The organism is Streptomyces botrytidirepellens (assembly GCF_003721215.1).
In the GTDB taxonomy this organism is placed as follows: Bacteria; Actinomycetota; Actinomycetes; order Streptomycetales; family Streptomycetaceae; genus Streptomyces; species Streptomyces himastatinicus.
In genome coordinates this window covers 1-23,350 of record NZ_RIBZ01000023.1, presented here as the reverse complement: position 1 = coordinate 23,350, position 23,350 = coordinate 1, and the positions used below count along the sequence as shown (strand labels likewise).

At 69.7% G+C, this 23,350-nt stretch carries 22 protein-coding genes and 1 pseudogene; 14 read left to right on the top strand and 9 right to left on the bottom strand.

Features of this window, described 5'->3' with window-relative positions; all coding sequences use genetic code 11:
* Window positions 1-9: 9 nt before the first annotated feature.
* From EEJ42_RS01160 to EEJ42_RS01140, 5 genes are all read left to right on the top strand, one after another.
* Window positions 10-861: a TetR/AcrR family transcriptional regulator gene (locus EEJ42_RS01160; protein ID WP_123098171.1), complete on the top strand. Its 852-nt coding sequence runs from the start codon at window positions 10-12 to the stop codon at window positions 859-861.
* A gap of 62 nt (window positions 862-923) precedes the next feature.
* Entirely contained in the window at window positions 924-1,496 is a 573-nt protein-coding gene (locus tag EEJ42_RS01155) for a thioesterase family protein (protein ID WP_123098170.1), read from the top strand.
* A 57-nt stretch (window positions 1,497-1,553) separates the two neighbouring features.
* On the top strand, window positions 1,554-2,726 hold the full coding sequence (locus tag EEJ42_RS01150; RefSeq protein WP_123098169.1) for an acyl-CoA dehydrogenase family protein: 1,173 nt from the start codon (window positions 1,554-1,556) through the stop codon (window positions 2,724-2,726).
* 7 nt (window positions 2,727-2,733) lie between these two features.
* A complete protein-coding gene (locus tag EEJ42_RS01145; protein ID WP_123098168.1) occupies window positions 2,734-4,815 on the top strand; it encodes an acetate--CoA ligase family protein in 2,082 nt (693 codons plus the stop codon).
* A complete protein-coding gene (locus EEJ42_RS01140) occupies window positions 4,808-5,593 on the top strand; it encodes an enoyl-CoA hydratase-related protein (protein WP_123098167.1) in 786 nt (261 codons plus the stop codon). Before EEJ42_RS01145 ends, EEJ42_RS01140 begins: the two co-directional genes overlap by 8 nt.
* Before the next feature lie 15 nt (window positions 5,594-5,608).
* Here the strand turns inward: EEJ42_RS01140 and EEJ42_RS01135 are convergent, their stop codons facing one another.
* Window positions 5,609-6,034, bottom strand: a complete 426-nt coding sequence (locus EEJ42_RS01135; RefSeq protein ID WP_123098166.1) for a VOC family protein — start codon at window positions 6,032-6,034, stop codon at window positions 5,609-5,611.
* A gap of 64 nt (window positions 6,035-6,098) precedes the next feature.
* Complete coding sequence (locus EEJ42_RS01130) at window positions 6,099-8,363, bottom strand: heavy metal translocating P-type ATPase (protein ID WP_123098165.1); 2,265 nt, start codon at window positions 8,361-8,363, stop codon at window positions 6,099-6,101.
* 178 nt (window positions 8,364-8,541) lie between these two features.
* On the opposite strand from EEJ42_RS01130, the gene EEJ42_RS01125 reads away from it, so the two are divergent.
* Complete coding sequence (locus tag EEJ42_RS01125) at window positions 8,542-9,525, top strand: hypothetical protein (protein ID WP_123098164.1); 984 nt, start codon at window positions 8,542-8,544, stop codon at window positions 9,523-9,525.
* Window positions 9,526-9,534: 9 nt separating this feature from the next.
* Here EEJ42_RS01125 and EEJ42_RS01120 read toward each other — a convergent pair whose 3' ends face one another.
* Entirely contained in the window at window positions 9,535-10,011 is a 477-nt protein-coding gene (locus EEJ42_RS01120) for an acyl-CoA thioesterase (RefSeq protein WP_246095943.1), read from the bottom strand.
* 199 nt (window positions 10,012-10,210) lie between these two features.
* On the opposite strand from EEJ42_RS01120, the pseudogene EEJ42_RS01115 reads away from it, so the two are divergent.
* Window positions 10,211-10,525 (top strand): annotated as a pseudogene (locus EEJ42_RS01115) (sensor histidine kinase); the annotation flags it as partial.
* A gap of 8 nt (window positions 10,526-10,533) precedes the next feature.
* On the opposite strand, the gene EEJ42_RS01110 reads toward EEJ42_RS01115, so the two are convergent.
* The 4 genes from EEJ42_RS01110 to EEJ42_RS01095 all read right to left on the bottom strand — a co-directional run bounded on the left by EEJ42_RS01110 (window position 10,534) and on the right by EEJ42_RS01095 (window position 15,083).
* Window positions 10,534-11,934, bottom strand: coding sequence for an LLM class flavin-dependent oxidoreductase (locus EEJ42_RS01110; protein WP_123098162.1), 1,401 nt, complete (start codon window positions 11,932-11,934; stop codon window positions 10,534-10,536).
* A 308-nt stretch (window positions 11,935-12,242) separates the two neighbouring features.
* Window positions 12,243-13,037: an IclR family transcriptional regulator gene (locus EEJ42_RS01105; protein ID WP_123098161.1), complete on the bottom strand. Its 795-nt coding sequence runs from the start codon at window positions 13,035-13,037 to the stop codon at window positions 12,243-12,245.
* A 78-nt stretch (window positions 13,038-13,115) separates the two neighbouring features.
* Window positions 13,116-13,556, bottom strand: a complete 441-nt coding sequence (locus EEJ42_RS01100) for an NUDIX domain-containing protein (RefSeq protein WP_148081805.1) — start codon at window positions 13,554-13,556, stop codon at window positions 13,116-13,118.
* A 156-nt stretch (window positions 13,557-13,712) separates the two neighbouring features.
* Window positions 13,713-15,083 (bottom strand): MFS transporter, encoded by a 1,371-nt coding sequence (locus EEJ42_RS01095; protein WP_221179299.1) that lies wholly within the window; start codon window positions 15,081-15,083, stop codon window positions 13,713-13,715.
* Window positions 15,084-15,460: 377 nt separating this feature from the next.
* On the opposite strand from EEJ42_RS01095, the gene EEJ42_RS01090 reads away from it, so the two are divergent.
* Genes EEJ42_RS01090 through EEJ42_RS01065 form a run of 6 tightly spaced genes read left to right on the top strand, consistent with a single transcriptional unit; the run spans window position 15,461 to window position 21,214 of the window.
* A complete protein-coding gene (locus tag EEJ42_RS01090) occupies window positions 15,461-15,958 on the top strand; it encodes a flavin reductase family protein (RefSeq protein WP_123098159.1) in 498 nt (165 codons plus the stop codon).
* 20 nt (window positions 15,959-15,978) lie between these two features.
* A complete protein-coding gene (locus tag EEJ42_RS01085) occupies window positions 15,979-16,767 on the top strand; it encodes a 2-keto-4-pentenoate hydratase (protein ID WP_123098158.1) in 789 nt (262 codons plus the stop codon).
* Between the two features lie 39 nt (window positions 16,768-16,806).
* Entirely contained in the window at window positions 16,807-18,108 is a 1,302-nt protein-coding gene (locus EEJ42_RS01080) for a flavin monoamine oxidase family protein (protein WP_123098157.1), read from the top strand.
* Window positions 18,109-18,143: 35 nt separating this feature from the next.
* Window positions 18,144-19,625, top strand: coding sequence for an aldehyde dehydrogenase (NADP(+)) (locus tag EEJ42_RS01075; RefSeq protein ID WP_123098156.1), 1,482 nt, complete (start codon window positions 18,144-18,146; stop codon window positions 19,623-19,625).
* Window positions 19,626-19,672: 47 nt separating this feature from the next.
* Complete coding sequence (locus EEJ42_RS01070) at window positions 19,673-20,440, top strand: SDR family NAD(P)-dependent oxidoreductase (protein ID WP_123098155.1); 768 nt, start codon at window positions 19,673-19,675, stop codon at window positions 20,438-20,440.
* Between the two features lie 12 nt (window positions 20,441-20,452).
* Window positions 20,453-21,214, top strand: a complete 762-nt coding sequence (locus EEJ42_RS01065; RefSeq protein WP_123098154.1) for an SDR family NAD(P)-dependent oxidoreductase — start codon at window positions 20,453-20,455, stop codon at window positions 21,212-21,214.
* Between the two features lie 12 nt (window positions 21,215-21,226).
* On the opposite strand, the gene EEJ42_RS01060 is transcribed toward EEJ42_RS01065, so the two are convergent.
* A complete protein-coding gene (locus EEJ42_RS01060; protein ID WP_123098153.1) occupies window positions 21,227-22,084 on the bottom strand; it encodes a 3-hydroxybutyryl-CoA dehydrogenase in 858 nt (285 codons plus the stop codon).
* A 125-nt stretch (window positions 22,085-22,209) separates the two neighbouring features.
* A complete protein-coding gene (locus EEJ42_RS01055; RefSeq protein WP_123098202.1) occupies window positions 22,210-22,890 on the bottom strand; it encodes a TetR family transcriptional regulator in 681 nt (226 codons plus the stop codon).
* A 203-nt stretch (window positions 22,891-23,093) separates the two neighbouring features.
* Between EEJ42_RS01055 and EEJ42_RS01050 the strand changes: the two genes are divergently transcribed.
* On the top strand, window positions 23,094-23,350 hold a 257-nt coding region (locus EEJ42_RS01050), incomplete at its 3' end, for an electron transfer flavoprotein subunit beta/FixA family protein (protein WP_425472835.1).

Here is a 23,350-nt window from a genome sequence, read left to right as displayed (position 1 = left end):
GTCGGCGGCATGCTGCACACTGCGGACGCGACGCGTCAGCGGGTGCGTGAGGTGCTGCGCGGATACCCGGGCAGTCAGCGCGCGTTCGCCGACGCCATGGGGCTGGACCCCACCAAGCTGTCCAAGTCGCTGACCGGGGCGCGGCGGTTCACCCCCGCCGAGCTGACCAGGATCGCCGAGCTCGGCAACGTCACGGTGAACTGGCTGATCAACGGCAGCGACGAGGCGGACACCGTGTCCGCCGTTCCGCAGCGCAGCGCCCGACGGCCCGTACGCGACGGGGACACGGGCCGGTACCGGCAGATCCTCGACGCGGCCTGGCGCCTCATCGCCGAGCGGGGCTACCACGCGGTGCGGGTGTCGGACGTCGCCGAGGCCTGCGGTACGAGCGCCGCAACGATCCACTACCACTTCCCGGGCCGCGACGGACTGCTGACCGAGGCGCTGCGCCACTCGGTGCAGCAGGCCTTCGACCGCCAGGTCGCGGAGCTGCACAGCATCGAGGACGCGCACCAACGGCTGCTGCGCCTGGTCGAGTTGCAACTGCCCACACCGGGTGCGTTGCAGCGGGAATGGTCGATCTGGTTGCAGGTGTGGAACGAGACCGCGCTGCGCCCGGAGCTGCGCGTGCTGCACACCGATTCCTACGCCCGCTACCACGAGACGGTCGCGCGCACGATCGCCGAAGGCCAGGCCCAGGGCGTCTTCACCGACGCCGATCCCGAGGAGCTGGCGGTGTCCCTGACGGCCCTGATCGACGGGCTGGGCATCCAGGTGCTCACCGGCCGCCCCGGCCGCAGCGTCGAGCGGATGCGGCGGATTCTTTACGACTTCGTGCAACGCGAGATGGTCCGGAGCTGAGCGACCCTCGCGCCGAACCGACACGAACCCGGAAACAGCACCGTCAGGAACAGGAGCCGGGTATGGCAGACGACGATGAGCATGCCGAGGAAGGAACGAGTCGGGTGGTCACCCCCTACGAGGGCACCGGCCACCGCACCTGGGACGACACCGCCGACATCCCCGCACCGTTGTCCCTGCACCACACCACGGTCAGCCCGGCCTGGGTGGACTACAACGGCCACATGAGCGAGTCGTGTTACCTGCTGGTCTTCGGGGACAACGCGGACGCGTTCTTCCGCTACATCGGCATCGACGAGCAGTACCGGGCCGCGGGCCACTCGCTGTACACGGTGGAAACCCACCTGCACAACCGCCGCGAGGTGGCCGAGGGCGAGCCGATCCGGCTGACCCTCCGCGTCCTGGACCACGACGCCAAGCGGGTCCACATCTTCCACGACATGCACCACGGCGCCACCGGCACACTGCTGGCCACGGCCGAACAGATGCTGGTGCACGTCGACATGGAGCGGGGGCGGTCGTGCCCGATGCCCGCGGCCTTGCTCCAGCGGCTGGCCGCGATCCGGCAGGCGCACACGGCCCTGCCCCGACCCGAGGTCGTGGGCCGCCCGATGGGGATCCCCCGCCGCGGCTGAAGCCCACGCCACGCCCGAAGCCCATTCGCTCCCGTCCCGCCGTCCTGAGGAGCCGCCATGGATTTCGAACTCACCGACGAACAGCGCATGATCGTGGACACGGTGCGCAGGTTCGTCACGACCGAACTGGAGCCGCACGAGGACGAGGTCGAGCGGCTCGACGACGTGCCGCCCGCACTGGCCGAGCGGATCCGCCGCAAGGCCCTCGACGCCGGGCTCTACGCGGGCAACATGCCCGAAGAGCTGGGTGGCGGCGGCCTGGACGCCACCAGCATGACCCTGGTCGAGCGCGAGCTCGGCCGCACCGGCTACGCCCTCCAGATGCTCGTGGCCCGGCCGAGCAACATCCTCCAGGCCTGCGAAGGGGAGCAACGCGAGCGCTATCTGCTCCCGACCATCCGCGGGGAACGCCACGACTGCCTGGCCATGACCGAACCCGGCGCCGGGTCCGACGTACGCTCGATGACCATGAGCGCGGTGCGGGACGGCGACACGTACGTCCTCAACGGCACCAAACACTTCATCAGCCACGCCGACGCGGCGGACTTCGTAATCCTCTTCGCCACCACCGGCGCCGCCGAAGCGGTCCAGGAACCGGGCCGCGCGCGGAAGAACCCGATCACGGCGTTCCTGGTGGACCTGGACGCCCCGGGCCTCACCGTCACCCGTGGCTCGGCGGCCGTATCGCACCGCGGCTACCACCAGTGCGAGCTGTCGTTCACGGACTGCCGGATCCCCACGGACCAGCGCCTCGGCGAAGAGGGGCGCGGCTTCGACCTGATGGGGGAGTGGCTGGGCGCCAGTCGGCTCAGCGTCGCCGCCACCAGTGTCGGCCGCGCCCGGCGCGTACTGGACCTCGCCACGGGGTGGGCGGCCGAACGCAGCCAGTTCGGGCGGACGATCGGCCGGTTCCAGGGCGTCGGCTTCCCCCTGGCCGACATGGCCACCGAGCTGGAGGCCGCGGAACTGCTCACCATGCGGGCGGCGTGGAAGCTCGACCAGGGCACCATGACCGACCGGGACGCGGCGATGGCGAAGCTGTACGCCTCGGAGGCGCTGGGCCGGATCACCGACCGGGCCGTGCAGATCTTCGGCGGCATGGGGCTGATGGCGGAACTGCCGATCGAACGGTTCTGGCGGGACGCCCGGGTGGAGCGCATCTGGGACGGCACCAGCGAGATCCAGCGCCACATCATCTCCCGCTCCCTGCTGCGTCCCCTCGGATCGTGACGCGGGGATGGGTACCAGGGACAATCTCCGGCGCCTGCTGAGCCCGCGCCACATCGCCGTGTTCGGTGGCGACACCGCCGCCGAAGCGATCCGGCAGTGCCGCCGCGCGGGCTTCACCGGGACGATCTGGCCCGTCCATCCCCGGCGTACGACCATCGAGGGCCTGCGCTGCTACCCGAACACCGCCGCGCTGCCCGATCCACCGGACGCCGCGTTCCTCGCCGTGCCGCGCGATGCCACCGTCGAGGTGCTGACGGAACTCGCCGCACGCGACGCGGGTGGAGCGGTCTGCCACGCGGCGGGCTTCGCCGAGGACGGGCCGACCGGTGCGCGGTGGCAGCGCGCGTTCGTCCGCGCCGCGGGACAGATGGCGGTGATCGGGCCCAACTGCATCGGGATGCTCGACTACCTCGACGGCGCCGCCCTGTGGGCCGACCAGCACGGCGGGCGGCGCGTGGACAGCGGCGTCGCCATCATCACGCAGAGCGGCAACATCGGCCAGAACCTCACCATGCAGCGCAGATCAATGCCGCTGGCCCGGCTGGTGACGGTCGGCAACGCCGCCGTGACCGGGGTGGCCGAACTCGTGGACGCCCTGCTGGAGGACCCCCGGATCACCGCGATCGGCCTGCACCTGGAGGGCATCGACGATCCCGCGGGCCTGTCCCGGGCCGCCGTACGCGCGCTCCACCGGCGGGTCCCGATCGTCGTGCTGAAGACGGGCCGGTCGGAACTGGGCGGCCGGGCCAATCTGAGCCATACGAGCTCGCTGGCGGGCTCCGACGTGCTCTGCGACGCCTTCTTCCGGCGCCTGGGAATGGCCCGGGTGCACCAGGTCGGCACCTTCCTGGAGACGTTGAAATACCTGCACGTCCACGGGGCACGGCCCGGGGCGCGGATCGCCTCCGCGAGTTGCTCGGGAGGCGAGGCGTCGCTGCTGGCCGATCTCGCCCACGACCACGAGGTCGAACTGCCACCGTTCCCGGACGACACCGCCCAACGGCTGGGCGAGGTGCTCGGCGCACGCGTATCCGTCGCCAACCCCTTGGACTACCACACCTACATCTGGGGCGACGCCGACGCACAGCGGAACTGCTTCCGCGCGTTCCTCACCACCGGTTTCGACATGCACCTCCTGGTGCTCGACTTCCCGCGCGCGGACCGCTGCTCCCCGGAGACGTGGCAGACCACCCTGGACGCCTACCTGGCCGCGCACCGGTGTGCCGGCGCGCCCGCGTGTGTGGTCAGCTCGCTGCCGGAAGGGCTGCCGGAGCCGGTGCGCACCCGGCTGCTGGACGAGGGCGTCGCCCCGATGCAGGGCATCGCCGCATGCCTGACGGCCGTCGCCGCGGCGCGCCGCATCGGCCTGGCCCAGGAGGCGGCCGGTACGGTCCTGCCACTCGACCCGGCCACCGCGCCGCCGACCAGGACGCCCCCGCTCGACGAGTGGCAGGGAAAACGGGTCCTCGCCGAGTGGGGCGTGCCCGTACCGGCAGGCGCCGTGGCCACCGCCGCGACCGCCGCCCGAACGGCCCGGGACATCGGATTCCCCGTCGTGGTGAAGGCGCTGTCGGAGGCGATCGCGCACAAGAGCGACGTCGGCGGCGTACGCCTCGGGCTGACCGGGGAACAGCAGGTGCGCGACGCGGTGGACGGCATGGCGGGCCTCTCGGACCGCTTCCTCGTGGAGCGCATGGTCCACGGCGCGGTGGCGGAACTGATCGTCGGGATCCACCGGGACCCGCAGTTCGGCCCGGCGCTCACCATCGGCGCGGGCGGCACCCTGGTCGAACTCCTCGGCGACGCGGCGACCCTGCTGCTGCCCGTACGGCGGGACGAGATCCGCGCCGCGCTGCGGCGCCTGCGGATCTGGCCGCTGCTGACCGGCTACCGCGGACAGCCGCCGGGCGACGTCGACGCGGTCGTCGACGCGGTGGCGGCCGTGGCCGACTTCGCGCGCGCCCACGCGCACACACTCGTGGAACTCGACATCAACCCCCTGCTGGTCCTGCCCGGCCACGGCGGCGTGGTGGCCGCCGATGTGCTGATCAGCCTGGGGACCGACGAACGAGGAGGACGGCATGGCTGACCCGGTACGTACGGAGGTCGACGGCGGCATCCTGGTGGTGACCCTGGACCGCCCCAAGGCGAACGCGATCGACGTGGCCACCAGCCGCGCGCTCCACTCGGCCTTCGACCGGCTGGCCCGGGACGAGACGCTGCGCGTGGCGGTGCTCACCGGCGCCGGACAGCGGTTCTTCTCCGCGGGATGGGACCTCAAGGCCGCGGCGTCGGGCGAGGCGATCGACGCCGATCACGGCCCGGGCGGCTTCGCCGGCCTCACCGAACTCTTCGACCTCGACAAGCCCGTCATCGCGGCGGTGGGCGGCCTCGCCCTGGGCGGTGGTTTCGAACTCGCCCTGGCCGCCGACCTGATCGTCGCCGCCGACCACGCCGAGTTCGCCCTGCCGGAGGTGACCCTCGGCATGGTCCCCGACTCCGGCGGAGTGCTGCGGCTTCCCCGGCGCCTCCCGCAGGCGGTGGCCAAGGAGCTCCTGCTGACCGGGCGCCGGATGCCCGCGCACGAGGCGGAGCGGTGGGGCCTGGTCAACCGTGTCGTCGACGGGTCCGAACTCCTGGATGCGGCCATGCAGCTGGCACGCGACATCTGCGCCGGGGCGCCACTGGCCGTGGCGGCGGTCAAGGAAATCCTGCGCACCACGGCCGGTACCACGATCGAGGAGGGCTACGAGCACCTGCGCCACGGCCACCTGCCCGCCTACCGGGCCATGCTGACGTCTGACGACGCGGCGGAGGGCCCGCGGGCCTTCGCCGAAAAACGCCTCCCCCGGTGGACCGGCCGCTGAGCGTGTGCCATCGGCTCAGACGACCGGCTCGCCGACGCCCAGCATGTTCCCTTCGCTGTCACGGAACCAGGCACCGCGTTCCCCCCGCGCACCCTTGCTCGGGTAGTTGCCGTCGATCTCGGCGATCCCGTCCCGCGTACGCAGCCCGGGCAGGTCGACCTCCTCGAACACCACGCCGCGCCGTTTCAGCGCCGCCACGGCTGTCTCGATGTCGTCGACCTCCCACCCCATCTGGGTGAAGGTACCGGGGGAGGCGCCCGCCGATTGGAACAGGGCGAAGTCCACGCCTCCGCACCGGTAGAGCAGCCCACCGGGCCGTTCGTCGACGGGCTCCAGCCCGAGCTTTTCCGAGTAGAAACGCCTCGCCCGGTCCAGGTCCTGGGCCGGAAGCCTGGTCGCCGCGCGGGCCCGGGCGAGAACGTTGCTGTCGTCCGCGTTCATGGCCCTACTGTGCCCTGCGCGGTGGCCGATGCGATGGAGGCGACGGGGTGTGCGTGCCGTCGGCTCACTTGCCCGCCGGCTGGAAGCCACGCAGCCGGAGGCTGTTGCCGACCACGAAGACGGAGGAGAAGGCCATCGCGGCTCCGGCGATCATCGGGTTGAGGAGTCCGGAGGCGGCGAGGGGGAGCGCGGCGACGTTGTAGGCGAAGGCCCAGAACAGGTTGGACTTGATGGTGCCCAGGGTCTTGCGGGACAGCCGGATGGCGTCGGCCGCGGCCCTGAGGTCGCCGCGCACCAGGGTCAGGTCTCCGGCCTCGATGGCGGCGTCGGTGCCGGTGCCCATCGCGAGGCCGAGGTCGGCCTGGGCGAGGGCTGCGGCGTCGTTGACGCCGTCGCCGACCATCGCCACCGAACGGCCCTCGGCCTGGAGCCGCTTGACCACGTCCACCTTGTCCTGCGGCATGACCTCGGCGATCACCTGCCCGGCATCGATGCCCACCTCGGCCGCGACCGCCTCGGCGACGGTCTTGTTGTCGCCGGTCAGCAGGACGGGGGTCAGGCCCAGGGCGCGCAGCCGCCTGATCGCTTCCGGGCTGGTGTCCTTGATGGCGTCGGCCACTTCCAGGACCGCGCGGGCCTCGCCGTCCCACGCGACCGCGATGGCGGTACGTCCTGCGGCCTCGGCTTCTGCCTTGGCCCGCTCCAGCTCCGTGGGCAGGGAGATCGCCCACTCGGCCAGGAGCTTGGTCCTGCCGACCAGGACCGCGTGGCCTTCCACGATGCCCTGGACACCGAGTCCGGCCACGCCTGCGAAGTCCTCCGGGGTCGGCAGGCTGCCCACCCGGGCGGCCGCCCCCGCGGCGACGGCCCGGGCGATGGGGTGTTCGGAGGAGTGCTCCAGAGCCCCCGCGAGCCGCAGCACGTCCGTCTCGTCCGTGCCGTCGGCGGTGTGCACCGCGAGCAGGGTCATGCGGCCGGTGGTGACGGTGCCGGTCTTGTCCAGGACGATGGTGTCCGCCTTGCGCGTGGTCTCCAGGACTTCGGGCCCCTTGATGAGTATGCCGAGCTGGGCGCCGCGGCCGGTGCCGACCATGAGCGCGGTAGGGGTGGCCAGGCCCAGGGCGCACGGGCAGGCGATGATGAGGACGGCGACCGCGGCGGTGAAGGCGGCGGTCAGCCCCGCGCCGTTGCCGAGCCAGAAGCCGAGCGTGCCGAGCGCCAGGGCGATCACGACCGGGACGAACACCGCCGAGATCTTGTCGGCGAGCCGCTGCGCGGCCGCCTTGCCGTTCTGCGCGTCCTCCACCAGCTTGGCCATGCGGGCGAGCTGGGTGTCGGCACCGACCCGGGTGGCCTCCACGACCAGGCGGCCACCGGCGTTGAGCGTGGCCCCGGTGACGTTGTCGCCGACGCCGACCTCGACCGGGACGGACTCACCGGTGAGCATCGAGGCGTCGATCGCGGACGTACCCTCGACGACCGTGCCGTCGGTGGCGACCTTCTCGCCGGGCCGGACCAGGAACCGGTCTCCGACCGTCAACTCACCGACGGTGATGAGTACTTCGCGACCTCCGCGTAGCACCGTGACGTCCTTGGCGCCCAGCTCCATCAGCGCCTTCAGCGCCGCGCCCGCCTTCCGCTTCGATCGTGCCTCGAAGTACCGTCCGGCGAGGATGAAGGCGGTGACACCGGCCGCGGCCTCCAGGTAGATGTTCCCGGTGCCGTCGGTGCGGGTGATGGTGAGCTCGAAGGCGTGTGTCATACCGGGCGTTCCGGCCGTGCCGAAGAACAGGGCCCACAGCGACCACAGGAACGCCGCGGTCGTGCCGACGGAGATCAGCGTGTCCATGGTGGCCGCGCCGTGCCGGGCGTTGGTCCAGGCCGCTTTGTGGAAGGGCCAGGCGGCGTACGTGACCACGGGTGCCGCCAGCGTCAGCGACAGCCACTGCCAGTACTCGACCTGCAACGCGGGGACCATGGCCATCGCGATCACCGGGACCGCGAGGACGACGGCGGAGGTCAACCGCTGCCGCAGCGGCCGTAGTTCGGCGTCTCCCTCGTGGTCAGTATCGGTGCCGGGCGTCGTGTGTGCGGGGTCCGGTTCGGGTTCCCGCGCGGTGTATCCGGTGGCCTCGACGGTGGCGATCAGTTCCGCGACGGCGATGTCCTCCCGGAAGGTGACCTTCGCCTTCTCGGTGGCGTAGTTGACGGTGGCCTCGACCCCGTCCATGCGGTTGAGCTTCTTCTCGATCCGGGCGGCGCACGAGGCGCAGGTCATGCCGCCGATGGCGAGTTCGACCTCTTCGGCGCCGGGTGTGGCGGTGGTCATGTCTGCTCCTCGCAGTCGATGGCGGATACCCCGCCTGGGTATGTTCGCGACGTCGTCCTGTATACCCCCAGCCCGTATCTATGGCAAGGCCGGGCCCGGCTTGACTTTATACCCCCTAGGGGTATTGTGACGTGCGGAAGGCCGCGAGGAGAGGCGGCCGGGAGACGAGGAGTGGGCCATGAAGACCGGACTGCGGATCACCGCATTCGCCGCCGCGCTCGCCGCGACCTTCGGCACCGCGTACGGCGTGGGCAGCGGGGTCGGCGAGATCTCGCCCGAGCCCAAGAGTGCGGCTCACGGCGAGCATGCGGACGCCGCGCGCCCCGAGAAGAGCGGCGGCCCCGAGCAAGGCCCCGAGCAAGGTCCCGAGCAAGGCCATGAACAGGGCCAGGAGGCCGACCTGCCCGGAGGTCTACAGATCTCCGACGGTGGCTACACCCTCGACGTGGAGACCCCGCGCCTCCAGGCAGGCAAGAGCGCCGACCTGCGCTTCGCCATCGTGCGGAACACCACGGGGCGACAGCTCACCCGCTACGACCGGGAGCACGACAAGGAACTCCACCTGATCGTCGCCTCACACGACCTGACGGAGTATCGCCACCTGCACCCGACCCGGGCGGCCGACGGCACCTGGTCCACTCCCGTGGATCTCCCCAAGGCCGGTGGGTACCGTGTCTTCGCGGACTTCAAGCCCAAGGGCGGAGAAGCGCTCACGCTCGGCGCCGACCTCGCCGTGGCCGGAGCGTACGAGCCGAAGGAACTGCCCGCGCGCAACACCACGGCCAGGACGGGCGATTACGAGGTCCGGCTGGGTGGCGATCTGACCCCCGGCAAAGCCGGTGAGCTGACGTTCACCGTCACCCGGAACGGCAAGCCGGTGCGCGACCTCCAGCCCTACCTCGGCGCCTACGGCCACCTGGTCGCCCTGCGCTCCGGCGACCTCGCGTACCTGCACGTGCACCCCAACGGCGAACCGGGCGACGGCAAGACCAGGCCCGGCCCCGGCATCTCCTTCACGGCAACGGCACCGAGCCCCGGCGCGTACCGCCTGTTCCTGGACTTCAAGCACCAGGGCACGGTCCGGACGGCGGCCTTCACCGTACCCGCGCAAGGCGCGCCCGGGACGGCGGCGAGCGCCACCGAATCCGAGCACTCACATTGAACGAACCGTCTAGTCGGCGCCGAGCAGGGAGGGGATGGTGGCCAGCCGGCGCCAGTGAGAGGCCGGGTCGCGCACGAGGCGGCGCGTCGTGAGGTCGAGCACGCCGATGACGCTTTCCACCGTGGCGGCCAATGTGCCGTCGATACACCGGAGTTCCTGGGTGGCGCGGCCGGTCTTCTTGTCGGCGCCGTCGTACGTGAACACGCAGGTGACGTCGAACTCGTCACCCGCGCGCAGTTCACGGTGATAGCGAAGGGTGGTCTCCAGGTTGACGGGCCCCAGCCCGGCCCGTGACATCTCCAGCGGGTCGACCCCGGCTTCCCGTACGCAGGCCCAACGGGCGTGGTCGGCGAAGTCCACGTAGGCGGAGCCGCGTACATGGCCGTTGGTGTCCAGATCGCTCTGGCGGACAGCCAGGCGGACGCGAAACGGCCGGTCGGGGGCGTCGGTCGTGGACTCGGGCGTCGATGTGTCTTTCGTGGTCACGGCGCCCATCATTCCCGGTCGGGGCCGGGTATGTCGTGAATAAAAAACGCCAACCGGCATAGCGCCCCGGGGCAGCACACCGAGGCCCGCGGCCTAGGACGCCGGGGTGGTGCGCCCGAAGCACCGCTCCAGTTCGTTCAGGTCGGAGCTCGGACGGAGCCCGCGGCACGGTGCGTCGGGCGACGACCGCCAGCGCCGCGACCGTCACGGCGACGAGCCGATCGAGGTGCACCTCCGCCGCGGCATGATCACCGTCCGCGACCGTGGGCCCGGCATCCGCGCCGACGACGCGGAGCGCGTCTTCGACCGCTTCTACCGGGCCGACACCGCCCGCGGCCTGCCCGGCTCCGGGCTCGGCCCGGCCATCGTCCGTGACGTCGCCGAGGCACACGGCGGCACCGTCTTCGCGAGGGCCCGGCCCGGTGGCGGGGCCGCGGTCGGGTTCACCGTGGACCCCACCCGGATTCTGCCGCCCCCGGAGGAGAGCTCGCACCGGGAAAGGCCCGGAGCCTGACGGAGGGGTCATACCAGAGGGGCGCCCTCGTGCAGGGCGGAGCGGATCTTCGAGGCCGGGTGGTCGGGCAGCGTGCGGCTCCGGCCCGCCCCGTAGAAGCTCTCGCGGAGCGTGGTGGCCCGCACGTCGTAGCGCTCGCGCGCCAGGCCCTGTCGGCGCAGCTCCGGAAGGGCCAGCTCGATGAAGTCCTCCCAACCACCGGGCTTGGTCGCGTAGCTGACGTTGAAACCGTCGAGGTCGGCCACATCCCGCCACCTGCGCAGCTCGGCCGCCACCGTCTGCGGCGAGCCGACGATGACCGCGCCCGTGCCGCCGATGCCGATGAACTCGGCGATCTGCCGGGTGGTCCAGGTCCGCGTGGGGTCCGCCTTGGAGAACATCTCCACCATCGAGCGGGAACCGTCCACGTCCACGTACTCCAGCGGCAGGTCCGGGTCCACACCGCTCAGGTCGATCCCGGTCCAGCCCGCGAACCGGGCCAGTGCGCCCTCGTAGCTGACGTTGCGAAGGTGCCGCTCGTACTTCTCCTGGGCCTCGGCGTCGGTGGGCGCGACGATCACGGTGATCAGGGCGAGGATCTTGATGCTACGCGGGTCGCGGCCTGCCTCGGCCACGGCGGTGCGGATCTTGTGGACGCTGCGCTGGGTCAGCTCGGGGGTCATGGTGTTCACGAAGACCGCTTCGGCGTTCTCCGCGGCGAAGAGCATCCCCCGGGAGGAGGCACCGGCCTGGAAGAGCATGGGGGTGCGCTGTGGGGACGGCTCGCACAGGTGCAGGCCCGGCACATCGAAGTAGGTGCCCTTGTGGTGAATGGAGTGGATGCGCCGCGGGTCGAGATAGGACCCGGCCCGCGCGTCGCGGATGACCGCGTCATCCTGCCAGGAGCCCTCCCAGAGCTTGTAGCAGACCTGGAGGTACTCGTCCGCCATGTCGTAGCGCTTGTCGTGCGGGATCTGCGTGCCGAGCCCGAGGTTGCGCGCGGCCGATTCGTTGTAGGAGGTGACGATGTTCCAGCCGACCCGTCCGGCGGTCAGGTGGTCCAGTGTGCTGAACTTGCGGGCCAGGGCGTAGGGCTGCTCGTACGTCAAGGACGACGTGACGCCGAAGCCCAGGTGGCGCGTGACCGACGCCATGGCCGAGACCAGCAGTGCGGGGTCGTTGATCGGAAACTGGGCGGCATCGCGCATGGCGGCGTCGGGCGACCCGCCGTAGACGTCGTGGTAGCCGACGGTGTCGGCGAAGAAGATGCCGTCGAAGCAGGCCTCTTCCAGCATGCGAGCCGTATCGGTCCAGTAGCTGAGGTCGGTGTAGCGCCGTCCCTCGTCATCGGGGTCACGCCAGGAACCCGCGGTCAGATGGGCGGGGGCGGACACGTCGAAGGCGAAGAATTTCATCGGCTGATTGCTCATGGCTGCGCTCCAGGGCGAGAGGCGGGGCCTTCCTGCGGTGTAGAGACCCGCAGAGCACACCGGTAGGAATCCGAGGCGTTCAATAAGCGAACGTGGCGTTCATGTTGTGGCTTGCTGAAGGCGCGTGTCAACAGGGGGTCGCCGGGAATCGCGTTCCGCTGGGAAGTAGCCCTGATGGCGGGCGTGGACCTGCCGCTGGAGGGCAAGGGTCGGCACTCGGACGCACGCCTTCGCGGCCGAGCTATGAACGCTACGTTCGGTTAGCGGTCGCCTGAGCTATGGCCTGGCCAGGCGCAAGGATGCTTTGGTCACGCGGATGTCGAGTCCTGCCAGAACACGTCGACCAGTCGGTCCACGATGGTCTGCATCTGCTGGAGCGCCTCGGGAATCTGGGCCCGGCCGAACCGGTACCGGGGCCCGTTGACGGTCAGGATCGCCACGAGGGTGCCGGACGAGTCGCGGATGGGGCGCGACAGCGACAGCAGCTCCTCTTCGAGTTCGTTGTCGATGACGGCGAAACCCTGCTCGCGGATCTCATCGAGCTGCTGGAGCAGGGTCGCCCGATCGGTGATGGTGCGCGAGGCGTACGACTCCAGTTCCTCGGGCAGGAGCGCGACCACCTTCTCCACGGGCAGCTCCGCGAGCAGCACCTTGCCGGTGGAACTGGCGTGCAGGGGGTAGTGCTGGCCGACCATGTTGTGCGGCACGATGCCCACCACGTGTGATCCGGTGGCCTCGGCGACCAGCTCGAGCCCGTCCTGGAGATTCGGTACGGAGAGGGTCACCTGCTCGTTGAACTTCTCCGACAGCTCCTCCAGCAGGGGCTGCGCGCGGGCGACGAGGCCCGCGTGAGGATCGGCGTAACGGCCGAGCCGGGCCAGCTCCCAGCCCAGGACGTAGTTGTTGCCGATGCGGTCGACGAAGCCGCTCACCTCGAAGCTGTGCAGCAGACGAAACGCGGTCGGCCGTGAGATGCCCGCTGCTTTCGCGAGCGTCGTGACGGTGGCCCCGGACCGGGGCTGGGCTGCCAGCTCGCGAAGCAGTCGCACACCCTTGGTCACCGACTTGTTCGTCATCTCTACCGGTGCGGATGCGTCGCTCATGGGGCCCTTTCGTGGTGCGGAACGCTGCGCGCACACGCAGCTCAAACCATTCTCGCTCCCACTCTAACGCCTGGATGTTCAGATAGTGAACGCACGGTCCGCCCCCAGGATGGCGCGAAGCCATGGCGCCTGACCGTCGAAGCGCACCACGGACCGGGGACGCACCCATCGGTAGGTGTCGTACTCCCAGCTCAGCCGCAGCTTCTTCCGCTCGGTCCCGGCGCGGAAGGTGTGCGCCCGCCACCGGTTGCCCCGGGCGTCCGGAAGGTCCAGGACCGGCCCGGGCCGGAAGTCCACGAGTTCGGCGACCGATATTCCGGTCGCCTCGTACAGCTTGAGCAGCGCCTGGGCGTGTGCGTGGTTCCCGTCCTCGAGGAAGCCCGTGACGCAGTGCCACAGGCCCGCATCGTGTCCGACGTGGCGGCCGCGTTTGAACAGGCCGATACGCCCGCGCCAGGCGAGGACGACGGCCACGACGGTGCCGGGCACGGCTGCCTGCTGCTCGGGCTGTGCGGGCATGATCATCCTTGAGGTCCTGGTGGGGGCGGCGGTGAGCAGCCGGTGTGGAGGTCGCACGCACCGCGGGGAAGCCGCTCGCGATGTCGGCCCGTGCCGTTCCGCGAGCGGCTTTCCGTGTGTCCCGCTGTCGTGCTCGACGTTTTGAGTGGCGCCCGTTCAGGCCGGGATCTTCTCCCGGCGGGGCCTGCCGCGGTGTGGGGCGGAGGTTTCGCTCAGCGGGCGGCCGGTGGTCTCCGGCGCGAGGACCTGGGAGACCACGGCACCGACGACGCAGACGCCGGCGGCGATGAGCATGCTCGGCCCGGGGCCGAGGTTGTGCATCGACCACGGCAGCAGGAAGGTGCCCAGGCCGGCGCCGACGCGGCTGAAGGCGCAGCCGAAGCCGGTCCCGATGCCGCGGATCTCGGTCGGGAAGACCTCGCCGGGGTAGACGCCCGTGATGGCCGTGGGTATGGCGTTGGCGAAGGCGAAGACGAGGAAACAGGTCAGCACCAGAGCGGGGGGCGCCGAGGTCCACAGTCCGATGATCAGGAGGACGACCGCGCACACCCACTGCGTGGGAAGGATCAGCTTGCGGCGGCCGACGCGTTCGATGAGTGCCAGGGAGACCAGCACACCGACCAGGGCGAGCCCGTTGAGGCCCAGCGCCCCGCCGAAGCCGTCGCCGAGTCCGTAGTCGGACAGCACGCTGGCCGCGAAGGTGGCGATGGCGAAATACGGGGTGACGGTGCAGAACCAGAACACGGAGACGAAGGTCGTCGTCCTCCAGTAGTCGCGGGAGAACAGCATCCCGAAGGTGCCCTGACGGGTGGATTCACCGGCGAGGTCGAGGACGTCGGAGGGGGATTCGAGGTAGTCGTGGGCGATCCGGTGTGCTTCCTCGGTGCGGCCCTGGTTCATCAGCCAGCGGGGGGATTCGGGAAGGCCCAGCCGGGCCAGGAACAAGATCAGTGCCGGTACCGTGCTGGAGCCGAGGATGATCCGCCAGTCTGCCGAGAACACCGTGCTCATCGCATAGCCGACGCAGAAGGCGAACATGAAGCCGACGTACCAGGCGACCTCTGAGAGGGACATCAGCCGTCCGCGCAGGCGCGCCGGGGCGAATTCGGCCAGCAGCGGCCAGCTCACCGAGTAGTCGGCCCCGATCGCGATCCCCATCAGCAGCCGCACGCCGAACAACTGCCAGGTCGAGTCGACGAAGAACTGAAGGATCGAACCGACCAGGAAGAGCGCCAGGTCGAGCGTGAACGTCGGCTTGCGGCCGAGCTTGTCGGCCAGCCAGCCACCGAGAGGTCCGCCGATGAAGATGCCGATCAGAGCGGACGCCCCGGTCAGCCCTTCCCAGAACAGGGACATGTTGAGCTCGGCGGTGGCGGCGGCGATGGCGGTCCCGATGATGCCGAGGATGTAGCCGTCGATGAACATGCCGCCGACCGTCAGGCCGGTCAATTTGATCATGAAGCGCCGTTTGTCGACCGGACCGGCCTCGTCGGTCGCTACAGGATCGGGGTTGCTGAGGGTGGTCACACTTCAGTCCTTCCTGAGGTGAGCGGATGCGGCCCGAGATCGCCCGCATGACGCCGATGAGGCGTCGGCGCGACGTGGTCGAGTGAGGGGCGACGAAGGGTGGGTGCTCACTTCGTCGGTGAGTGTTCGAATAGTGAGCGCCTCGACCAAAATTTTCGGAAGCGTGGCATGAACCTCAGGGCTCGTCAAGGCTTCCGGGCCGCACTGCCGTTTCGCCCGACGTCGGTGCGCGCGTTGCCTTTACTGCCTCGTGCCAGGTGCGGTGAACGGTATTGAGAGCTGTGCGCACCTCTTGACAGCGCAGTGCGTGCCGCCCACCATCGCTCACACGTCACTTGAACGCGCAGTTCACTATGTGAACGGAGAAGGGGTATGCAATGCACACCGCGATCGACCAGGCACACTTCCGCGACGTGATGGGTCACCTCCCCACCGGCGTCGTCGCGCTCTGTGGCCTCACTCCCACCGCGACCCACCCCCACGGCCTGGTGGTCGGCACCTTCCAGTCACTGTCCCTGGAGCCGCCGCTGGTGACCTTCAGCGTCGCCCACACCTCCACCACCTGGCCGAAGCTGCGCACCGCCCGCCGCGTGTGCGCAAGTGTCCTGGCCGCCGGGCAGGAAGACGTCTGCCGCGCCCTGTCCAGCAAGCAGCCCAACAAGTTCGCCGACATCGACTGGGCCCTCTCCGACCTCGGCACTCCGCGGATCGCCGGAGCCCACGCCTGGATCGAGTGCGACCTGACCCAGGAACTCGAGGGCGGCGACCATGTCATCGTCGTCGCCCGCGTGGTGCGGATGGCCACCGGCTGGGGTGATCCCCTCATCTTCCACAAGGGACGTCTGGGCGGCTTCGGCGCACCCAGCATGGTCTGAGCGGGCCGAGGCGAACATCGATGCAGACATCAGAACTCCACGACATCGCCTCGACCCTGCGCAGGGCACGAGCCGATGCCGAGCCCGTCACCGCGCCGACGAAGACCTGGCCCGCCCTCGACGCGGACAGCGCCTTCGCGGTCCAGCGGATCAACACGGAAGCGGCCGTCGCCGACGGCGACCGCGTGGTCGGTTACAAGCTGGGGAACATCGCCAAGGTCATGCAGGACGCCTTCGGCCTCGACCAACCCGACTACGGGTACCTGCTCGGATCGACGTTCGCCTACGAAGGCGTTCCGCAGGAACGGCAGCGCTACATCGAGCCGTTCGTGGAACTCGAACCGGCCTTCATCCTCGAGCACCCCCTGCGCGGTCCCCACGTCACGGTCGCCGACGTCATCAACGCCGTCGAGTACGCCGTGCCCGCGATCGAGATCATCGACTCGCGCGTGGAGAACTGGGCGATCGACCTGCCGGACACCCTGGCGGACAACGGCTCGACCGGCGCCGTCATCCTCGGGGGAACGCCGCGACGCGTCACCGACCTCTCGCTGAGCGACACGCGGGGCATCCTGCACTTCAACGGCCGCCCCGTGATCGAAGGAAACACCAGGAACATCCTCGGCAACCCCTTCGCCGCCACCGCGTGGCTGTGCAACCGGCTCGCCACCTATGACATCGCCTTCGAACCAGGGCAGGTCATCCTCCCCGGCAGCTGCCTCCAGGCAGTGCCCATGAACGAGACCGGCCGCTGGGCAGGCACCTTCGAGGGCTGGGGCACGGTCGAGTTCGGCGTGTCCACGGCGTAGTCGGCATCCGAGACACCTGCGAAAGAGGAAAGGGCAGACATGCAACAGCAGGCGGACGTCGTGGTGATCGGAGCCGGGGTCGCCGGTCTGATCACCGCCCGTGAACTGGGCCGCAGGGGAGTGCGGGCCGTCGTCCTCGAGGCGCGCGACCGGATCGGCGGCCGGACGTGGACCGATCAGCGTCTCGGGCGGGACCTGGAGATCGGCGGCACCTGGCTGCACTGGATCCAGCCCCACGCCTGGGCGGAGGTCACCCGCTACGGGCTGGCCGTCACCCGGGGGCCTCGCTCGGAGGAAACGTACTGGCTCGCCGGTGACGAGGTGCGCCGCGGGACGCTGGACGACTTCATGAACCTGATCAACCCGGGCATGACCCGGCTGCTGGAAGACACCATGAAGTGGATCCCCCGCCCCGACGCGCCCCTGACCGTGCGGCGGCTGGCCGACGTCGACCAGTTCAACCTCCAGGAGATGCTCGACGAACTCGAGTTGCCGGTGGAGGAGAAGAACGCCAACGAAGCGGCCTGGGTCGGGCACTTCAACGCCCCGCTCGACCAGTGTGCCTACCTCAGTGCGTTGCGCTGGACCGCCGCGGCCGCCGGCTCCTGGCACCTGATGCACGAAGCCTCGGCGATCTTCCGACTCGCCGACGGCACGCGGAGCCTGGTGGAGGCCATCGCGGCCGACTCGGGCGCCGACATCCGCCTGGAAGCCCCGGTCCGCTCGATCACCCACGACGAGCGGGGAGCCGAGATCACCTACGGCGACGGTCACACCCTGCGGGCCCGGCGCGTGGTGATCACCCTGCCGCAGAACATGCTGCATCAGCTGGACATCACCCCCGCACTCCCGGACGGCAAGCTCCGCCCCAGCCGGGAGAAGACCGCATCCCGGGGAGCGAAGGCGTGGATCCGCGTCCGCGGCCCCGTCAAGCCGTTCTTCGCGTACTCCTCACAGCACCACGCGCTCTCCGTCGTGCGCACCGAGTTCATCGGGGAAGATGACGCCGTCTTGGTCGCCTTCGGCGCCGACTCCTCCCGGATCGACGTCAACGACCCGAAGGCCGTCGACGCGGCGTTGCGGGTATGGCGCGATGACCTCGACGTGCTGGACGTCGGCGGGCACGACTGGATGGCAGACCCGTACTCCCAGGAGACCTGGCTGATCCAGCAGCCCGGCCACCTCACCCAGTACCACCACGCCTTGCAGGCCGGCACCGGAGTCCTGCACTTCGCGAGCAGCGACCACGCCAACATCTGGGCCGGGTTCATCGACGGCGCCATCGAAAGTGGCACCCGAGTGGCCCGTCACGTCCACTCCAGCCTCGAACGGCAGCACTGAACCGCGCTACACCGTCACCGACGAGGAAACACAGCATGACCACCACTGCGGACGCACCGTCCACGACATCCACCGAGCAGCTCGATGAGCAGATCCGGGCGGCCCACACGGCGTACGAGCAGGCACACGATGTGACACCGCGCCGACGGGCCGAGTGGCTGGAGGCCATCGCCTCGGCGCTGGAAGAGCACGCCGAAGAGCTGGTACCGCTGGCCCAGAAGGAGACGCACCTCGCTACGGGACGTCTCCAAGGCGAGCTCAAGCGCACCGTTTTCCAGCTGCGGCTCTTCGCCGACGAGATCGTCCGTGGCGAGCACTTCGACGCCACGATCGACCACGAAGACGCCGCCTGGGGCATGGGGCCGCGTCCGGACATCCGACGCCTCAAGGTGCCGCTCGGCGTCGTCGGTGTCTTCGGTGCCTCCAACTTCCCCTTCGCCTTCAGTGTGATCGGAGGAGACTCCGCCTCCGCCCTCGCCGCCGGATGCGCGGTGGTGCACAAGATCCACGACGGTCACCGTGATCTTGCCGTACGCACCGGGCAGATCGTGGCCGAAGCGCTTCGGGCCGCCGACGCCCCGACGGGCCTGTTCTCCACGGTGACCGGACGTGCCGCGGCACAGGGCCTGGTGGACCATCCCCTCGTGCAAGCCATCGGATTCACCGGCTCCCCGAGCGGGGGACGCGCCCTCTTCGACCGCGCCTGCCGCCGTCCCGTCCCCATCCCCTTCTACGGAGAGCTGGGCAGCATCAACCCCGTCTTCGTCACCGAGAAGGCCTGGGCCACCCGTCGGGACGAGATCCTGGCCGGTTACGCCAATGCCTCCACCCTGGGCATGGGGCAGTTCTGCACCAAGCCCGGACTCCTCTTCGTTCCGGCTTCCGACATCGATGAGGTCACCGACGTCCTCCGCCGGGAACTCGGCACCAAGCCACGCACGGCGCTGCTGACCCCGCATCTGCGCGAAGGATTCGACGCAGCGCTCGCTTCGGTGCGTGCCCTGCCGACGGTGGACGAGCTCATCGCCGGTGACGATGCCGAGGCGCCCCACCCCACGGTGCTGATCACCAGCTCGGAGGACGTCCGGAACGACGCCACCGTGCTGGAACAGGAAATCTTCGGCCCGGCCACCGTGATCGTCCAATACCGTTCCGAAGGCGAGCTGGAGGAACTGGCCTCCCTGCTGGGCGGACAGCTCACCGCCACCATCCAGGCCGAGGCCGACGAGCGGCTCACCGGCCTGGTGAGCGCACTGCGCGGCACGAGCGGCCGGGTGCTGTGGAACAGCTGGCCGACCGGTGTCACCGTCTCCTACGCCCAGCACCACGGGGGGCCGTACCCGGCCACCACGGCACCCGCCACCACCTCCGTGGGCACCGCCTCGATCGGCCGCTTCATGCGGCCGGTGGCGTACCAGTCCTTCCCGGAGAGTCAGCTTCCGCCGGCCCTGCGGGAGGCGAACCCCTGGGCCATCGCCCGCCGGGTGGACGGACGCCGGGAACCCGCATCTGCCTGACGCCATAAGGCTCTCGATCGCATATCGCCCCGTGAAGGAGAAGCACGGTGAGGTTTTCGGGAAAGGTCGCCATCGTCACGGGCGGCGCGGGAGGCGTGGGCAAGGCCCTGGTGCGCAAGCTGACGGGGGAAGGGGCTGCCGTGATGGTGGCCGACGTTTCGGCGGAGGGATGCCAGTCGCTAACGAAGGACATCGAAGCGGCCGGTGGCGCCATGAAGTTCATCGTCGGTGACCTGCGCGAAAAGACCTACTGCGAGCGAGTGGTCGCGGAAACCGTGGAACACTTCGGTGGCGTGGATGTCCTGGTCAACAACGCCGGGATCATCCCCCGGGGGACGATTCTGGAGACCTCCGACGACATGTGGCACACCGCTCTCGACGTCAATCTCACGGCCATGTTCTACCTGTGTCGAGCCGCCATTCCTCCCATGAAGGCGCGTGGGGGAGGCGCCATCGTCAACACCTCTTCCGTATGGGGGGTGTACCCGGGGCCACAGCACGTCGCCTACTGCACCAGCAAGGGAGCGGTGGCCTCCTTCACCAAGAGCCTGGGGCGCGATCACGCACCCGATGGCATCCGCGTCAACGCCGTCTGCCCGCACGAAATCAATACACCCATGCTGCGCTCCGGGTTCGAGCGCCGGGGCCTGGATCCGGATCAGGCCGTTGCGGAGTTGAACAAGACCGTACCGCTGGGACACATCGCGGAGCCCGAAGAGATCGCGGACGTCATCGCGTTCCTCGCGTCCAGCGAGTCCCGCTACATCGCTGGAGAAACCGTCGAGGTCACGGGCGCCAAGCCGGTGGCGAACTGAGGAGACCGCGCAGTGCAACTGGACGGAAAAGTCGCCCTGGTGACCGGTGGCGGGCGCGGCATTGGCCGAGGCATCGTCGATCGCTTCCTCGAGGAAGGAGCTCAGGTTGCGGTCGTGCAGCGCCAGGCTCTGGACACCGCGCTTCAGAACCACCCGCAGGTCGCTCATGTGCACGCCGACCTGAGTGTCCCGGCATCGATCGCAGCAGCTGTCGAGGGCGCCGTCGAGCGTTTCGGCGGCCTGGACGTCCTGGTCAACAACGCCGGAATCATGTTCGAGCGCAGCGTGTCCCGCATTCTGGTGGAAGAGTGGGACCTCATGGTCGCCGTCAATATGCGCGCACCGATGTTCCTGGCTCAGGCGGCCCTGCCGCACATGCGAGAACGGGGCGGGGGAAGCATCGTCAACATCGGCTCCGTCGAAGGGCTCGGGGCGAACCCCGGACATGCGGCCTACTGCGCGTCCAAAGCAGGCATTCACGGCCTGACGCGCGCCCTGGCGGTCGATCTCGGCGAGCACAACATCCGCTGCAATGCGATCGCCCCCGGCTGGATCACGTCCGAACTCAGCGAGAACTACCTGGCGTCCCACCCGGATCCGTCCGCGGCCCGTGACGCTCTCAACGGCCTGCACCCTCTGGGGCGCGTGGGGCAGCCCACCGATGTCGGCGACCTCGCCGTCTACCTCGCAAGCGACAGGTCGAGCTTCCTGACGGGAGAGACCGTGGTGCTCGACGGCGGAAGGACGGCAAAACTGCCCACGCCGTCCGCCTAGTTGGTGGCGGCTTCAGTAGACGTAGAAGCCCTGGCCGCTCTTGCGGCCCAGGCGTCCGGCGGCGACCATGCGGCGCAGCAGGGCGGGCGGCGCGTACAGGGGTTCCTTGAACTCCTCGTACAGCGACTCGGCAACGGCCTGGGCGGTATCGAGTCCGATGAGGTCGAGCAGGCGCAGCGGCCCCATGGGGTGGGCACAGCCCAGCTCCATCCCGTGGTCCACGTCCTCCGGACGGGCGGTGCCGGTCTCCACCATGCGGACGGCGGCCAGGAGATAGGGCACCAGCAGGGCGTTGACCACGAAGCCGGAGCGGTCCGGGGCCTGAATCGTCTGCTTGCCCAGCCGCCGGGTGGCGAAGTCCCCGGCACGCTCCAGTGTCTCGGAGGCCGTGGTCAGGGCGGGGATCAGCTCCACCAGGGGCTGCACCGGGACCGGGTTGAAGAAGTGCATCCCGACGACCTGCTCCGGTCGGCTGGTCACGGCTGCGAGGTCGACGACGGGCAGGGAGGAGGTGTTGGTGGCCAGGATCGCCCGCGGGTCGACGACCTCCTTGTCGAGGGTCTGCATGACCGTGCTCTTGAGATCCCGCTGTTCGGCGACCGCCTCGATGACGAACTGACGGTCGGCCAGGTCACCGAGGTGGCAGGTGAATGTCAGCCGGGCCAGGGCCTGGTCGCGCTGCTCCTCGGTGAGCTTGCCGCGCCGCAGGCCACGGTCCAGGGAGTCCGTGAGGCGGCGGCGGCCTGCCTCGGCGGCGTCCTGGGTGGCCTCGGCCACCAGGACGTCCAGGCCCTGGCGGGCGGCGACTTCGGCGATCCCGGAACCCATCAGGCCGCAGCCGACGACACCGAGGCGGGAGACGTTATCCATGGCAGTCCTTCGTAGGGGAAGGGCAGGCTTGTGGAGAGGGGGCCGACGGTCCGGCTCGCGTTCCGACGCCGCACGCTATGGCACTGAGTACCCTCGGTCAAGGGGGCCGAGTGCCATAGCGGTGGCTACTCGTCTCCCAAGGTCTTCTCGATCTTCTGCACCACGCGCCACAGGGGAGCCCCCCGCGGCGCCACCATGACGATCACATCGTCCTCCGGTGCGGACGCGGTGCCGCCACTCTCCGCGGATTCACCGGCGTCGTCCCACGTCTGCCGGACGAAGGTCAGTGCCTGATCCACCGTTTTCGCGGCATCGCCGTGCCCGCCGCCTCGCAGCCAGGCCCGCAGCCCGTTGTTGTGCGCGGCGACGACGGCCGCGGCCTGTACCTCCGCCCGAAGTGCTCCGTTCCGGTCACCCGCGTAGCGCTGCCGGAGGTAGTGGGCCAGGGTCCGCTCGTAGCGGTGCACCACGGACAGCTCGTAGCCGCGCAGGCTGGGCACTTCGCGCGTGAGGCGATAGCGCTGCACCGAGAACTCGGGGTTCGCGGCGTACATCCGCATGACGAGGCGGGCCGCGTCGCAGACCGCGTCGAGCGGTTCGCCGTCGGTGCTCGTCGTGAGGAAGGCGCTCATCTCGGTCAGACAGCGCTCATGTTCGGGGAAGACGACGTCTTCCTTGGACGGGAAGTAGCGGAAGAACGACCGACGCCCCACTCCGGCCCGCGTCACGATGTCGTCCACCGTGGTCCGCTCGAAACCGTTCTCCATGAAGAGCTGGAACGCGGCCTCGATGAGCACCTCGCGCATGGGCGCCTTGCCGGACGGCCCGGGCCCGCCGGTCGCCGCGGTCGCCCCGCCTTCGTCGCGTACGTCCGTCATGGAGGGAACGTAGCATCAGCACCGGCATGAGTGACACTGAGTACCTTTACGAAGGGTACTGAGTGCCATACTCTCCTTCAGGTGCTCCGGTTCGGCAGCGCAGCCATCCGAGAACCGTAAGGAGAGCCGGCGTGAGCTTGAGGATCGTTGTCTGTGTGAAGTACGTGCCCGACGCCACCGGCGACCGGCACTTCGCCGAGGACCTGACGCTCGACCGTGACGATGTGGACGGCCTGCTCTCGGAGCTGGACGAGTACGCGGTCGAGCAGGCCCTCCAGATCGCGGAGGAGCGTCGGCGGGAGGATGACGACGCGGAGATCACGGTGCTGACCGTGGGTCCGGAGGACGCCAAGGACGCGCTGCGCAAGGCGCTGTCGATGGGTGCCGA